This is a genomic window from Mycoplasma sp. P36-A1 (genome assembly GCF_049478495.1).
In the GTDB taxonomy this organism is placed as follows: domain Bacteria; phylum Bacillota_I; class Bacilli_A; order JAJDGJ01; family JAJDGJ01; genus P36-A1.
The window spans coordinates 1,542,853-1,558,064 of record NZ_CP168083.1 but is presented as its reverse complement, the minus strand read 5'-3'; the positions used below and the strand labels follow the sequence as shown (position 1 = coordinate 1,558,064).

The 15,212-nt window shown below is 31.6% G+C and carries 18 protein-coding genes and 1 pseudogene; 17 read left to right on the top strand and 2 right to left on the bottom strand.

Annotated features, from left to right (window positions below):
- The 4 genes from ACD762_RS07620 to ACD762_RS07605 all read left to right on the top strand — a co-directional run bounded on the left by ACD762_RS07620 (position 1) and on the right by ACD762_RS07605 (position 1,880).
- The gene (locus tag ACD762_RS07620; protein WP_423363386.1) at positions 1–195 is read left to right on the top strand and encodes a hypothetical protein; all 195 of its coding nucleotides are present in this window, start codon (positions 1–3) and stop codon (positions 193–195) included.
- A 94-nt stretch (positions 196–289) separates the two neighbouring features.
- Entirely contained in the window at positions 290–763 is a 474-nt protein-coding gene (locus ACD762_RS07615) for a capsid assembly scaffolding protein Gp46 family protein (RefSeq protein WP_423363385.1), read from the top strand.
- A gap of 1 nt (position 764) precedes the next feature.
- Positions 765–1,031: a hypothetical protein gene (locus ACD762_RS07610; protein WP_423363384.1), complete on the top strand. Its 267-nt coding sequence runs from the start codon at positions 765–767 to the stop codon at positions 1,029–1,031.
- Positions 1,032–1,436: 405 nt separating this feature from the next.
- A complete protein-coding gene (locus ACD762_RS07605; protein WP_423363383.1) occupies positions 1,437–1,880 on the top strand; it encodes a hypothetical protein in 444 nt (147 codons plus the stop codon).
- Here the strand turns inward: ACD762_RS07605 and ACD762_RS07600 are convergent.
- A complete protein-coding gene (locus tag ACD762_RS07600; RefSeq protein ID WP_423363382.1) occupies positions 1,828–2,538 on the bottom strand; it encodes a class A sortase in 711 nt (236 codons plus the stop codon). The two genes, ACD762_RS07605 and ACD762_RS07600, sit on opposite strands and share 53 nt — an antisense overlap.
- A 144-nt stretch (positions 2,539–2,682) precedes the next feature.
- Positions 2,683–7,143 carry a Cna B-type domain-containing protein gene (locus ACD762_RS07595; protein ID WP_423363381.1) on the bottom strand — a complete coding sequence of 1,487 codons (4,461 nt, stop codon included), beginning with the start codon at positions 7,141–7,143 and terminating at the stop codon, positions 2,683–2,685.
- A 236-nt stretch (positions 7,144–7,379) separates the two neighbouring features.
- On the opposite strand from ACD762_RS07595, the pseudogene ACD762_RS07590 reads away from it, so the two are divergent.
- The 13 genes and pseudogenes from ACD762_RS07590 to ACD762_RS07530 all read left to right on the top strand — a co-directional run.
- Positions 7,380–7,500, top strand: a pseudogene (locus ACD762_RS07590) (IS3 family transposase); the annotation flags it as partial.
- Positions 7,457–8,974, top strand: a complete 1,518-nt coding sequence (locus ACD762_RS07585; protein WP_423363380.1) for a hypothetical protein — start codon at positions 7,457–7,459, stop codon at positions 8,972–8,974. The pseudogene ACD762_RS07590 and the gene ACD762_RS07585, both read left to right, overlap by 44 nt.
- Before the next feature lie 2 nt (positions 8,975–8,976).
- Positions 8,977–10,476: a hypothetical protein gene (locus tag ACD762_RS07580; protein ID WP_423363379.1), complete on the top strand. Its 1,500-nt coding sequence runs from the start codon at positions 8,977–8,979 to the stop codon at positions 10,474–10,476.
- A gap of 3 nt (positions 10,477–10,479) precedes the next feature.
- On the top strand, positions 10,480–10,950 hold the full coding sequence (locus ACD762_RS07575) for a hypothetical protein (protein ID WP_423363378.1): 471 nt from the start codon (positions 10,480–10,482) through the stop codon (positions 10,948–10,950).
- A 2-nt stretch (positions 10,951–10,952) separates the two neighbouring features.
- Entirely contained in the window at positions 10,953–11,306 is a 354-nt protein-coding gene (locus ACD762_RS07570) for a hypothetical protein (protein ID WP_423363377.1), read from the top strand.
- The gene (locus tag ACD762_RS07565) at positions 11,285–11,578 is read left to right on the top strand and encodes a hypothetical protein (protein WP_423363376.1); all 294 of its coding nucleotides are present in this window, start codon (positions 11,285–11,287) and stop codon (positions 11,576–11,578) included. The genes ACD762_RS07570 and ACD762_RS07565 overlap by 22 nt, the downstream gene beginning before the upstream one ends.
- A gap of 115 nt (positions 11,579–11,693) precedes the next feature.
- Positions 11,694–11,930 carry a hypothetical protein gene (locus ACD762_RS07560; RefSeq protein ID WP_423363375.1) on the top strand — a complete coding sequence of 79 codons (237 nt, stop codon included), beginning with the start codon at positions 11,694–11,696 and terminating at the stop codon, positions 11,928–11,930.
- A gap of 51 nt (positions 11,931–11,981) precedes the next feature.
- A complete protein-coding gene (locus tag ACD762_RS07555) occupies positions 11,982–12,551 on the top strand; it encodes a terminase large subunit domain-containing protein (RefSeq protein WP_423363374.1) in 570 nt (189 codons plus the stop codon).
- On the top strand, positions 12,485–13,255 hold the full coding sequence (locus tag ACD762_RS07550) for a hypothetical protein (protein ID WP_423363373.1): 771 nt from the start codon (positions 12,485–12,487) through the stop codon (positions 13,253–13,255). Before ACD762_RS07555 ends, ACD762_RS07550 begins: the two co-directional genes overlap by 67 nt.
- On the top strand, positions 13,255–13,533 hold the full coding sequence (locus ACD762_RS07545; RefSeq protein WP_423363372.1) for an HNH endonuclease: 279 nt from the start codon (positions 13,255–13,257) through the stop codon (positions 13,531–13,533). Before ACD762_RS07550 ends, ACD762_RS07545 begins: the two co-directional genes overlap by 1 nt.
- Before the next feature lie 16 nt (positions 13,534–13,549).
- Entirely contained in the window at positions 13,550–13,861 is a 312-nt protein-coding gene (locus ACD762_RS07540; protein WP_423363371.1) for a hypothetical protein, read from the top strand.
- Between the two features lie 4 nt (positions 13,862–13,865).
- Complete coding sequence (locus ACD762_RS07535; RefSeq protein WP_423363370.1) at positions 13,866–14,312, top strand: hypothetical protein; 447 nt, start codon at positions 13,866–13,868, stop codon at positions 14,310–14,312.
- A 1-nt stretch (position 14,313) separates the two neighbouring features.
- Positions 14,314–15,099, top strand: a complete 786-nt coding sequence (locus ACD762_RS07530) for an N-acetylmuramoyl-L-alanine amidase (RefSeq protein ID WP_423363368.1) — start codon at positions 14,314–14,316, stop codon at positions 15,097–15,099.
- Positions 15,100–15,212 lie beyond the last annotated feature (113 nt).

The following is a 15,212-nucleotide window of genomic DNA, read 5'->3' as shown; positions in this document are numbered from 1 at the left end:
ATGGAAAAGATTAGCTTTAAAGAATTTGAAAAATTAAATAGAGATGAACAATATCAATATTTACATGATATAAATGAGCAGAATTATAAGATATATGAGCAAAAATGGAAAAAAGAAAATCCAGGAAAAGAAGTAACACCAAGTGTAAAGAGATATTTTAAAAGAGATCGAAAAAGCGAAGACTTCTATTTATAAAATTAAACAGCCAGTTAAACAGTACAGTTTTTGTATAGTTATAACTGGTTTTTTAGTGTCAAAATATAATTACTAAATAAAAGGAGAAAAAGTGATGAATACTAACAAATTTAAATTAAATATTCAGTTTTTTGCAGATGATCAACAAGAAACTGAAAAATCTTTTACGCAAGAAGACTTAAATAATCACATTGCTGCTACAAAAAAAGAAACAAGAGATAAGATTTTTAGTGACTTAGGCATTGAGGATATTGATAAATACAAAGAAAGTCAAAAGGAAATTAAGTCAAAATTAAATGGTTTTGAAAAAATAAATAATGAACTTAATTCATATAAATTAAAAGACATTAAATTAAACAAAGCACTTGAAAACGGATTAAGTGTTGATAGCTTAGATTTAATAGCTGGAGATAATGAAGAAGCTATTGAAAATAGTGTAAAGAAGTTGGCAAAATTTATTGACTCACACAAGCCAGTAGTTACACCACCTAATCCTTCAGAAAATAAGATTCCAAAAGATAGTGAAATTGGAGATATATTAACTTCAAAATTATTAGGAGGTAAATAAAATGATAGATAAAAATATTTTAGAGATTAAAGATGAGGTATTACGACAAAAAGTAGGTATGCCTAAATTTGCAAGACTAGTTAAAAAAATGCAAATTGACGGAACTTATATTATTGATTTTGTCGAATTTTTATATGGTGAAGATAAAGCAACTGACATTATTGATAGTTTTGAAAGCTATGAGGAACTTGGTATTTTTTTGCAACCAATGATGCAACAAATCACATCATTAAGTACTTCTCAAATGACTGCAAAAATAACAGAATAAAAAAATATTTTGCTAGAAATTATCACGTATTAGATATAGATGATTTAACAATCAAACAATTAATTGATTTATAACCAAGCGATGCTGAATTATACGCATTAGAGATATTAGAGACTCAAGGATTAAACATCCAAGAATTAATTTTAAGTAGTATTGAAATAAACGTTAAAGACTACATTACAAATTATGGAAGTAAACAACGAAAGAAAGTTAAAGGCATACTACAAATTATTCAAGAGTCAAAAGCTAAAGAAGAAAAAATTAAGCGTTATTTGGCACGCAAGGGTTTAAATAAGTAACTAGTACTTTAAACTAGGGTAGCTTTTACAACAAAGCGTAAAAATGTTGGGTAGGTTTAAATAGCCGTTAATTATTTAAAATAAAATACGAAACGGAGAAAGAAATATGCCAAATTTAATACCATTCCCAGTAAAAATGGGAGAGATTTTATCAGCTACTGCTACAAGATCATCAATCATTTTAGGAGCAGCTAGACAAGTACCAATTAATTGGGAAGGAAATAGAGCATTTTTAGTAAATGCTGATATTCCATCTTTTCAAACTGCATTAGGTCAAACTAAAAAAACAAATGAAGGTATTGTAGATAAAATTGATTTAGTTACATTAACTATACCTTGTGATTTCAGAATGACAAGACAAGAGATTGAAGCTGCTAAAGAAAACGGAACATACAATGAGTTAGTTGCTACTAGATTAGCTGAAAACATGTCTCAAATGTATCGTGCTATCGATTATGCAATTGTGCATGGTTATGATTTAGCTACTGGAACAAAAATTACAACATACGACAATGTAAATGGTTGTTTAGAGAATGCCCAATTGTTGTAATACGATATGCTGTACTTGGAAATAAACAAGTAATAATTGTTACCTGTGCATTTTGACTGGGATCAAGCACACTCACGTCATCAGCCTTAACCAGCCGTTGTTGTTTAATACGATATTCAAAAATACCGTCACTATTAGCTAGGTAAATGGCTTGATTATTCAACCAATTACTTTTTTGTCTCTGCCCATTCACAAGATAAGGTGAATCATTTTGATAATTTTGCTGCAAACCACTAAACCCCGTTAAACCATCATCAAAATTATGACTAGCCAGTCCATAATTACCTTGCCCCATTACTGGTACTTGCTTACCAGTTGGATCTACCGAGCTACGATTTGCATAATTTGCACCTGCTTGCAGACCTTTTTCTGAATAAGCATCATTAAAAATAGGCTCAAGAATACCAACAACAGGTATACTAACAAATCCTTGCTTTTTTAGACCAGTTTGCGTTTCACGCATTAGGCGTTGTCTAATTCTATTACGATCAACCAAACTCATCTTCTTGCTATCATCAACTACGACCCTATGTGAACGTATTTCTTGCACGATTTTATTATGAACGCCCAGCCAATTTTGTTGGTAGCAAATGTAACTAATGCTACATAAAATGATAATTAATAATATATATTGACAAATTTTATCAATTTTTCTCATTTTAACTAGCTTCCCATCTTAATTTGATACGCTATATGCATCCGCTTAAAAAAATAGTCTGTGAATCTGATGTTGCATACTGATTCACAGACTATTTTTATTTTTTAGATAATGTATTCATCTATCACATCGACATAAAATTTATTAGTCATTATGACGTCTCTTAATAAACACATACCCAAGACTACTTAATACAAACAAGATAAACACTAATCCAGAAATCACAAAGTTCTTCGAACTTAATACACCAGTGGCAGGAAGTATACTTTCCAGTAATCCTTGATGCTTATGATTTTTTGGTGTTCCTTGATTGATTGATTGATTCTTAACGGGTATTGACGATTCATTTAGAATATTAGTCAAATCATAACCACTAACCGTTGTTTTATAACCTGTGACCTTATCTTCAGAAATACTGTACTTAATTTCTTGACCAGCCTTGAACTTATCTAAGTCATTAAATTCATACTTCCAGTTATCCTTAGCGGTTACCGTCTTCGTTGCCACTTCCTTACCATTTGCCAATAAGTGTAGTGTGATACTGTCTGGCCGATTACCATCTTGATCATTATTATCTAACCACGTCTTCTGGCCTGACACACTCGTTTTAGCTACCTGATGCGTATTAACAATGTTATTGCCATCATACGTTGTCTTGTAACCGTCAACTGCTGCTTCGGCAACCGTGTACTTAATTTCTTGACCAGCCTTGAACTTATCTAAGTCATTAAATTCATACTTCCAACCGTCTTTTGCGGTTACCGTCTTTGAGTCAACCTTTTTACCATCTGCTAGTAAGTTAACCGTAATTTCATCTGGTCGTACACCATCTTGGTTATCATGGTCTGACCACGTCTTCTGGCCTGACACACTCGTCTTGGATACCTGATGCGTATTAACAATGTTATTGCCATCATACGTTGTCTTGTAACCGTCAACTGCTGCTTCGGAAACCGTGTACTTAATTTCTTGACCAGCCTTGAACTTATCTAAGTCATTAAATTCATACTTCCAACCGTCTTTTGCGGTTACCGTCTTTGAGTCAACCTTTTTACCATCTGCTAGTAAGTTAACCGTAATTTTATCTGGCCGTACACCATCCTGGTCATTATTATCTACCCAAGTTTTCTCACCACTAACCGAAGTTTTAACCTTCTCATTTGCGATTGTACTAATAACAAGCTTATCAGAATTAGTATCAGCAGCCTTCAATGTAATAATTCGGTCTGTAACCGTTTGATAATCAGTTGGTGCCGTTTCTACAAGAACATACTTACCACTCTTCAGATTATTCCATCTGATTTGTCCCTTATCATCCGTTGTTCCTGTACGCAATAGTTGACCCTTAGCATTATTTTTGTACGACCAAAGTTCAAATTTAACACCGCTTAGAACCTTGTCAGTATCCTTATCAACCTTAGTCAATTGATAGTCTAAATTCGTTCCTTCAGCAGTTCCACTATTGTTTACAACATCATGTGATGTTGTAACTTCTCCAGTAACTACTTTTTCACCTGTACCAGTGACAGTCACTGTATTTCTCAACGTATCATTTATCTTAGAACTATTAATTAATGTTCGATAATGAACAGAATATGATGTTGAAATTTCATGTAAGAATTTAATCGTCATGACTTGCTCACCACTTGTTTGGTCAGTCGTAATATCAATTGAATAATCCTTACCTTCTGTTAACACACTATCCTTATCAACTGTAATTGCACCGTTAGTGGCAATTTTTGTTCCATAAACAATAACGTCGCTCTTATCCAACACTTGATTCGTTGATGGCTTGTCAACAACTGTAACATCTTTCAATGTTGATTGCTCTGGATTTACTGTAATATTCCATACCGCATAAGCAGAATCTTCTGGATCTTGCTCACCAGTTTTATAAGCAACCTTACCACTATTTGGTACTGACACTTTAGCAGTTAGGTCCTTATCCTGACCATCATTTGTATACTTTGCAGTATTATCATAGCTAGGCGCGTCAATGACTTTACCTTCTAATGAAGTTTCAAATATCATAACATAAGCCTTATTGCTATTTTCTGGCAAATTAGCCGTTAGTGTTCTGCTATCTTTATCATAATCAATATTTGTATCAACTTGCTTACCTAATGTATAACTACCATTTAGATTAATTGTGGCTTCATATAACTTGGCACTATCAGTAACATACTCTGGATCCCCTGTCAGTGTATCTACCAATTTACCGTTCTTTAATTCTCGTTGATTATAATTAGCCACAACTGTCCATGTAATATGCTTATTGACTGCATTATAACTACCTGATTTTGTACCATCCGTTACGAATTCTTCTTTTGGTTTAAAATCTGCTTGACCATTATTAAGGTGAGCATCACCATTTTTATCTGTCCAAGTAGCCACAATTTTATTTGTCCATTTATTACCAATTAATTTTTTAGTATCAAAATTCGTCTTATATGTTAATAAGAATTCATCAGAAGTCGTTTTATATGCTCCTGATAATTCAATTTCGAACCCAGTATCCGTTTTAGTGAAATGATAGTCAGTTCCACGTACCAAAGCTTTATTGGTTGTAACATCCTTTAATACAAATGACTCATCATCTACTAATGTTAGACCGTCTGGAATTGTATCTTCAGCTGACCAGTTGGTCATTTCTTGTTGGCCTTGATTAATTCTCACATTCCATATAACTGTTTTTGCATTATAGTCAACAGCACCTAGAGACTTAACAATTCCTTGTTCCACAACCTTTTTGCCATCAACCGTCACTGTTTTGCCATTACTTTCAGCAGAGTTACCAATGGTTGTTGACCCATTAATTGGCGTATTCACTTGCGTCTGATAGGTAATTTTAACCGCTTGTTCTAAACTACTTGTAAACTTAATAGTCATTTGAGTCTTATCACTATTGTAAGTGATCTCATAGTCAGCTTGTTTAACTTCTTGACCACTATTTGGTCCATCCGTATATACTAGTTTTGGTATTCCAGTATATTCCTGTGCTCCTGATAAATTATCAGTTAATACAGTCCCAGCTAGTAGCTTCTTATCGCCCGCATTGTAGTTAATCGTCCAATCTAATTTTTGTGACCCTGAAGCTGAAGCACCCTCGTATTTCTTATCTAATAACTTACCATAACTAGCTGTTACTGTAGCCTGAGCTGGATAATCTTTACCATTGTTGACTAATGTTGCATTATTTTCAAATTTAACATCTCCACCCTCGTTTGGAATTGCATCCGCTTCTATATCAGTTGCATACTTAATTCTAAATGCTTGTTGTGTCTTTGAATAGTTTCCTATCAAAGTAACCGTACCGTTATCTGATACAGTATAATCAGTTTTCTCCGTTAATTGTTGACCTTCACCAGTAATATTACCTTTCAAATCAATATTCAACAGATAAACTTGAGTACCAGTTAATTTCAAACCCTTAGGTAGAGTATCTTTAATAACTGCATTATTTAAAGTCCTACCGTTAGTGTTAATATCAACTTGCCAATTCACACTTTGTGGGTTTTTGGCTGGTGATACAGTTCCAGACTTAGCAATATCATTACCACCAGTTGGATTAGCAATAATGTCAACCTTTTGATCTCCTGAAGTTGTTGGTACAATAATTGTCGTTTGACCAGGTTCAGTAACATTGATCTTAGCGCGATTGTAATTAAAGGTACCTTTAATATTCTCTATATCGTCAACATTTGAATTAAATGTGAAACGTACAGTACCATCACTTTTTATCTCATACGTACCATAGTCTCCAAGGTCACCTGTTCCTGCACGATAGGTAATATTTGCTGGTAATTTAAACTCAAAATAATTTCCAGCTTTAACACTATAGCCATCCTTTAGTTCATTAGGTATTGACCAATTATAGGCTAATGATACATTTGTATCAGCTGTGACATCTGCTGCACTAACCTCATTATTGCTTGGATCTGTAAATTTAATATCTGCTTTATCTATAATAGTGCCATTAGAACTATCAGGTAAGTAACTGCTAATATCATTTGCTTGCTCATCCTGAGTTGTTGCTTTTGGACTAACTTCACTTTTTGAAGTTATACTTGTGCTTGATGTTGTACTCGTACTAGTAGTTACTTTTTCTTCAGAACTACTAGTAGATGAAGATGATGTCTTATTCTGCTTTGCAGCCACATCAACGTTTGCTGTTAATTGACCATTTGTAAATGTTGCAGTTGCTGCCGTATCAGTGGCTGAAAAAGTAACTGGAATGTTAACTTGCGCAGAAACATTCTCATTAATCTCAACATCAATTTGTCGATTCTTAATTTGATACGTTCCAACATTTTTGCCTTCTGTACTTACCAATGTATTTAATACACCTGGTATCATTAATACATCTGAATCAAGTTTAATTTGTTCACTTTTCTTCTCAGAACTAGTATTATTTAAACTTAAATTTAATTCTGCTGTATTCTCCCCCGTTGTATTCTCCCCCGTTGACTTAGCAGTCATCTCTGTTACTACAGTCGATACTTCAACCGCTGCTACCTGAAGAACTGGCACAAACAACTGAGACACTAAACTTAACATCATTAAAACCACATAAAATTTCGTGGCATATCTACTTTTATTTTCCATTTGATACTCCTCCTTCAATATTTCAAACAATAGAAACAATAGTAAACTTTAACCCTGTAAAAACTTTGTACATTGAACAGAAAGTAGCCTATTGTCTAACTCAAACATAAAAAATCCACTTTAAACATCATTCATTTACCCTTAGGCGAATTTTTTAAATCAAGATAGAGCATACTATAGACGGCCCACTAAAAATTTTTATTTTCTATAACATAACGATCGTTTTTACTTTATTGTATTATAGCATATATCGTCGTCCTTCAAAACAACAAGTGGAGAGAAATTCTCTCAGAGAAGATAAAAGCTGTCTTTCATGAGCATAAAGGACGCTATGGTGCGGTTAGAATTACCAAGTTACGCAACAAATCCAGATATACCTAGAGATTTAGATACTTTAGTTAACGCATTAGACCAACAAGTATTAACACTGGATGATAAAAGTGATTTAGAAATAAGATTTCAAGAAAAACTTGCTGAAATGCAAGAGTACATAACAGCATTATCTGAGAGTAATGCTGTACCTACTTTGTATCAATTATCTACAGAAGTAGTTGCACCAAAATATCAAGTTAGCACTGTTGAAATTATAGAAGAGGTATTAATTTTAAACATTAATGATTTTGTTGGTAAGCCATTAACTCAAACAATGAGTGATGATATTGGTGAATACATTTCAATTGGAAGTGATACAAGTAGTGTATACATGATTTATGGAATTGATAGTCCATTAACATATTTGTGTATTAGATCTAATTTTGCATATAAACATGATATTTCAACGTATGATAAAACCAATATCAGAGAAGCAGACTTAGTTGTTAGTGATGAAGAATTAGCAAAAGATGATTGGCAAGGCCTTGGAGGATATTATGGTGAAGAAGACTATTCGGGGTTAAGGTTCATGATTTATGAAGAATCTAGTATTCCTAGTTTATATGCTATGTATAATGGTGATCATTTAAGTACAGTTTTTCCAAATAACTATAGTATGCAAGAGGTTGTATATGGATTAGAAATTCCTCTGTTTTCAGTTTTCTATCAAAAATTAACTAAAACATTTAGAATGTGGGATGGGAAAAAATTCGTAGATTTTGGACAAACCTTTTTGCCCCAAGAAGAAACTTATACTAAAGATGAAATTGATGCAATTACAGGTCTAAATTCATCAGAAATAGCAAAAAGAGAATATAAATTTCAAAGCGGTTCTAACGTATACATTGATAGAACTAATGAAGAGAATCCAACACTAAATGTATTAAATTTTGATGCGTTAGATAAAACAAAAGATGCTATTACTTCATTTACGGTCAGAGAAGATGAAACAAGTGGATATGATGTAACGTTAAATACTTTAAGCAGCGCTGAAAGTGGCGGTTTCAAAATAAAATTAGATAATGTTAGAAATGATGTTTTAGATACTCAAATTAGCGATTTAACTGATAGAGTCAGTAATAATTCAGAAATGATTGATAATATCAAAACACAGAATGTTTTGTGGTCCGGGAGTTGGTATATGGATGCATCTAAAACAATTAATTTAACTCAAAATGTTGATACATTAAATAATGGATTAGTATTTGTGTGGAGTGCATTCGCTGATGGAGAAGTAAGAGATTATTACTGGAATAGTTTTTTCATTCCTAAAAAATTAGTTGAATTAATGCCGGGAAATGGTCATACAATGCACGGTTCTATAGGCGCAAAAATTACAAGTTTTTCTAATTTATATAGTAAGTATATTTATATATCGAATAACAAAATTATTGGAAGTAATGATAATATCCAAAACAGCAATAATACAATGGTATTAAGATACATAATAGGAGTTTAATCATGGCAATTATTATAGAACAAGTTGGTGGTTTTATTCCACAAACAATAATAAAAATAACTGACAACACTAAAAATGCTTTTTTATCAAATATTAAAATTGAAAGAAAAGTAGGTTCTGCATCATTTGAAACTATTATGCAAACTGACAGTGATACTACTAAATATCAATTTCATGATATAAATGATTTTGGAAAAGTTTATGAATACAAAGTATCTTATGAGGTTTATCAAAAACAAGCTTATAAAAATTCTTCAGCTTCAAGAAAAAATTATTGGAGTGAAAATTGGAATTTAGGTGATTTAAAAGTTTCAAGTGATGGAGTATTGTCTGGCACAGGCACTGCTACTGCTAAGACTCAATATCTAAATAATTTAAACAAAAACGGTACTCATGTAGTTAATTTAAGTGCATGGATTGGTACTGGTGGAGATAATAAAGGTTTTAATGGTGGTTATGAAACTATAAAAATCAAAGGTAAAGGTAAAAAGAAAGATCGTATTGCATATAAGCAATTAGATAAAAATACTTATGATAATATCATAGTTTATTTTGACTATGGGAATAACCAAACACCAAGAAGTGTATTCTTTACAAAAGCATGGGCAAACTCTAAAGCATGGTCTAAGAGATTTTGGATGTTTATAAATAAACGTGATGTAGACAATAAAAGAAATCAAATTAAACTATTTAAAGATGGTGCTGATGGTTTTGATTTAAGATTATTCTTCAGGAAACGTGGCAAGGCATATGATTATGGATTAGCTAGAGATATGGCAAGTATGAGCAGAACGCAAGGTTTATCTACAAAAGGTGGTAAATGCACTAGGTTTAGAATGGCATTGAAAAATGGTGCTAAAGTTAGACCAGACTTTAATACAACTGTTACAAGTGGAACAATGTATAGATATGTAAAAGTAGGGTCTTACTCAAAAACTCAAAGAATAATTGCTAGAGATGAGCCAGATGTAGATTATGGAATCTTTATTAATGAGTTAGGTGAAGGCATTAGATTTAATCAATATGAGTCTAATGGAGTAATATCTACAGGACATTATACAACTGAATCAACTACTCAGATGTTAGAGATTCAAGGTAGTACATTGCCTATTGCATATATCAATGACAATAGAAAAACACCAAGTATAGATTTTACTATTTTAGTTGATAACATAGCGTATCGAAATAGAATTAGAGAGAAAGTTCTAATTCAAAATTATGTTTATTTATTTGTTCCAAAAAGATGGAATTATCAAATTAATACTGGTTTTTATGCGTATGAAAAATGTGAAGAGACAAGACTTGATGAAAACATATATTCATTTAGTTTTACTGGTGCAAGAGTTGTACAAGGTAATGTAACTAAACCGCCTAAGTGGACATATAGAAGATTAGCTGATGGAGAAAAGAATTATATTACAACTCTAGATAATTATAAAGACTATTCAGATTTAGCTATTAGTCCACTTGGTGGCGAGATAATAGGTCAAGAGGAGTGATAAGTTGTGAGATATTATAACAGTACTCAAAAAAAATATATGAGTATCATTGGTGATGAACCAACAATAACAGATGAGAATACTGATACTAGAAAGATTAAAATCAATTGCATTAAGTTTTTTGTTGCAAATACTAATAATAAAAACAAAGGTGAGTCATTTATATTAAGGCAAACAGATAGCAGTACTAAGGTATTGAATGACTGGTATACTTGCAAGCTAGGTAAAAAGGTTATGGGATATACAACCTTTGATAGCATTGCACCTAAGCGCACAACATCTGTTAATGTAACTCCACTTATTATTAGTGGTAGCTATGACTACGATGGCGAGAAGGAATCATTTGATATTCCTTTGTTAGCACCAATATACGCTAATGATAATATCAAGTGTAGTATAAGCAATAAATCAAGTACAAAGAATAGTTTAAGTATTAATCCAGAGAGTGGAATCATATCAGTATCAAAAGAGGTGTAGCAATGATTGCAAATATTATAGAGTTACTTAATAGCAAAGGTATAGTTGCTAATCAAAAGTATATAGCTAATCAAGGAGAAGAGTTAAAGTCCCAAGTAGTAATAACATTAGATAGTATTGTATCAAAGAATAGATTGATAGCTACTCATTCATTTAACATTCAATTCTATTACTTAAATGATAATGAAGTTAATAATCTATTTAATATATTAATGTGTGATGTAGTTAAGTTATCTAAGGTTGGTAATCCTAATCTAGAAGTAGTAAAGGATTCTAAGCAAGCACCAAGCAATATCCAGACAGCTACATATAAATATAGGATTGATGTGATAGCATGAGCAAAGACATTGAAGTAAAGCTTAATGAACCAGAGATATCTAAACAGATACTTAAGTCACCTGCATTAGATAGTTTGCTTAAACAAAAGTATGTAAGTGTAAATAAAAAAGTAGATGCTAATGCAAGTGAGGTTGAAATAAGAGTTGGAAGGCTTAGAAAGAGAACTGTTAGAAAGAAAACTAATGGTAGGAAATATAAACTAGAAGAAGCTAGTGCAAAGTATTTAATGCAAAATGGTAATGCAAAACAAAAAAAATTAGCAAGATGGTATTATGCTAACAAAAAGTAAGTAAATTAAAAATGGGGGGGGAGTCAAAGTCAAAGTGTCTATGTCTACCTCACACCTTTACACGGACACGCGCTATATTGATTTTTTAGGGGTAGTACCCTAAAAGGAGGTAAATATGACTAATAAATTAAAAGGGATAACAATAAATGATTGGACAGAAGATAATGCTAGAGATTTTTTGATAAAAGGTGGAGTTGTTACTACTGTTGTTAAAAATTTTAATTCAGAAGATGAATTAACACACTATTGTATAACAGAAAAACAAGTCCCTCCACATTACAAACTACATCTAAATAAAAAAGAAAAAATTCCAGAAAATAAGTTAGAGAAATTAAGAAAGCAATTAAAATAGATGGCTAAAAATAGATTTCAAAAAAAATTTTTAAAAGAGTTCTATTCTTTATTGTCGTTTAAGCCATATGAATGGCAGTCTGAAAGTGTTTGGAAATTCTTTAGAGATAATTTAGATACAGCCATATTTATTGCTCCAAGACAAAATGGTAAGTCACAAATTCTAGTATTGATCACTATGGTTGAACTACTGTTAAATAAAAAAAAGATACTATTTACATCGCATGAAGTAGCATCGTGTGAAGATTTTTTCAGAAAGATTACCTTTGAATTTGAAAGTAACCCAATATTTAATAATGAAGTATCTAAAATTATTAGGCAAAGAGGCGCTCAAGAAATTGTGCTAACAAACGGTGCATGTATACAATTTAGAGCTAGAACAAAATCCGCTGGTATTGGTGGAAGTAATGAAGTATTAATCTTTGATGAATTTCAATTTGTCACTGATGCAATGATGTCAGCAATGTTACCAACTATTTCGGCAATGGGAAATCCAAAAGTTATATATGCTGGTACATGCCCAAGGCTAATAGATGATGATGTTTTTTTAAAAGAATGGTTAACGAGTTTAAAGGCAAGCCAAATTTATTTGAATGGGGTATTGGCGATAGTTATTCACTAAAAGAATTAGAAGAACAAAATTTATTTTTGGATAAAGATTTATTAAAGAGAACAAACCCTAGTTTTAACATAAGTATAGATTATAAAACAGTTGTTCAAGAGTATAAAACACTAGATAACTTAGACTTTGCTGTGCAAAGATTAGGTCTTCTACATTCGATTGAAAATAAAGCTATATTTAATCAAAATTCAATTGAAAGAGTATTAACAAATCAAGATGAAGCACAAAAATACAAAGGCGAGTTTATACTTGGAATTAAATTCTCAACAGACTATCATTGTGCAGTAATTGCTGCTAAAAACAAAGATAAAATTTATTTACAAGTTTTAGATAAAAGAATGAATAAAGATGGTTTTGACTGGGTAGCAAAATACATACTTGAAAATAGCAACATTAAAGGTGTTGTTGCGGATGGAATGTTTAGAGATACTTTTGGCGAAATGATAAAGAAAAAATTTAAGAAAAGATATAAAAAAATTAATTCTCATGAATTTTTAGCCGGTCAACAATTATTAGAATATCAAATCAACACTAATGTTATTGATATAGCAAGTCAGCAAGGAATTACAGATGAATTTTTAAACGTGACATGGAAGCAAAAAGGCGACTATAAAAAGTTTACAAGTTTAAATGTCGAACAAGATATAAGTGTAATTGAAGCAATGGCATTAGCTAGTAATTATGCAGCAGAGAGGTTTAAATAATGGCAAATGATTTATTTAGTAGAAACAGAAAAGTTATTTTAGCAAAAGAAGAACATTGTGCAATATGCGGTCAGTATGTTGATAAAACATTAAAAACTCCTCATCCAATGTCTGCAGAAATTGATCATATAATACCTAAAGCGAAAGGAGGTAGAGATACATTAGACAATCTACAACTAACACATAGAGATTGTAATAGGCAAAAATCAGATAAAATTGGCTATGTTCATAAAAAAAAGAAGAAATTAGTGGGATATGAGCAATTAGTTAATTTTTAAGTCGGAAGGAGAATTTATGAGCGAAGATATAGCATTTTGGGCAAACTGGTTTAAAAATGTTGGAGCGAATTTATTAGCTTTAATTTCTTTTGCTGGAGCCTTGTATGGATTTTTAAAAGGAAGACATGGTAAAGCATTTATTAGATATGTCAGTATAGAAGCTAATGCTGGCTTGTTAGAAAAAATAAATGGAAATAGTGGTGGTATTAGGAACCATGAAACGCGAATTGTAGTTTTAGAAAATGCTAATATCATACATTCAAATGATATCGAAGAATTAAAAAAAGATACTGATCGTATAAACGATAAATTAATAAAGGGAGAATAGATATATGAATTTAGATAATTTTAATGCATTGTTTTTAGTAATAGCGCCTATAGTAATTTTTGTAGTGAACACTATCAAAAGTCAAATTGATAATGTTGCAAAAAGAAATTGGCAAGGGATTATGTTATTTGTAATTACTGTTTGTTTAACAACTTTAATAATCATTTATATTAAAGAATATAAGTTAATTCAAATTGAATTATTAAATAATATGAGTATTGAAAATGCAATCGGAGTTGGAATTGGATTAGGATTTGCAATAGGCGGGGGTTACGATACAGCAAAGGGAGCTTTTAATCAAATATTATATACTAAATTTATTGCAGGAGTAAATAATACAAATGCTGTTGTTGGGGGTAATGATATAATAGCTATTGATTCATCTGAATTTAATGATGACATTGAAGTGATTGATGAAGAAGTTATAGATAATGAAGAAGGAGTGATTTAGTATGGATTACTACTTGATTGGAGGACATGGCGCTGGAGATCCTGGCGCTGTCGGAAATGGATATAAAGAATATAAATTAACAAGAGAGTTTAATGCTTTGCTTGCTAAGTATCTTAAAAAGCTAGGTAAATCAGTACATATATACGATACTTCTAGAGATATGTATCAACAATCAGCTAAAGGAAAAGGACTTTATTCATGGCCACATGGAACTAAACCAATCATTATTGAAACTCACTTTAATGCAGGTGTATCAAGTGCGCACGGTAGTGAGGTTTTAATTGGTAGTGGTTTAGCAGCCGATAAATACGATAAATCTATTTTAAAAGCTCTAGACAAGTATTTTACTAATCGTGGTATTAAGAAACGTTCGGACCTTTTAAACATGAATATAGCCAAACAAAAAGGACTTAATTATAGATTAGTAGAAGTTGCATTCATTACCAGTAAATCTGACATGAAAACATATCAAGCTAATAAAAGTAAACTAGCACAATACATGGCTGAACAACTTACAGATAAAAAGCTTGTTAATAATAGTAAACCTAAAGGCGACCAACCTACACACAGTGCCTATTTCCGTGGTAATGACAATAAGGAATGTTATATTAATATTTACAGTTGGGACAAGATAGGTAAAGCTTCTTTGACAAGTAATTACTATGACACCCCTGTTGAAATACATACAAAAGGTAGAGGTGTTGTTAATGTCGCAACTAAAAAGAAAGTAAATATATGGAATAATGCTGATAGTAAAAGATTTTTGTTTAAAATTGTAAAAATATAAAACATTACTAAAGTAAAAAGACTAGCTTAATTGCTAGTCCTTTTTTATTGCCTATAAATATAAATGTGTTTCTTTAATCGTAATAGCTGCTATTAATTCACTTTCAAAATCAC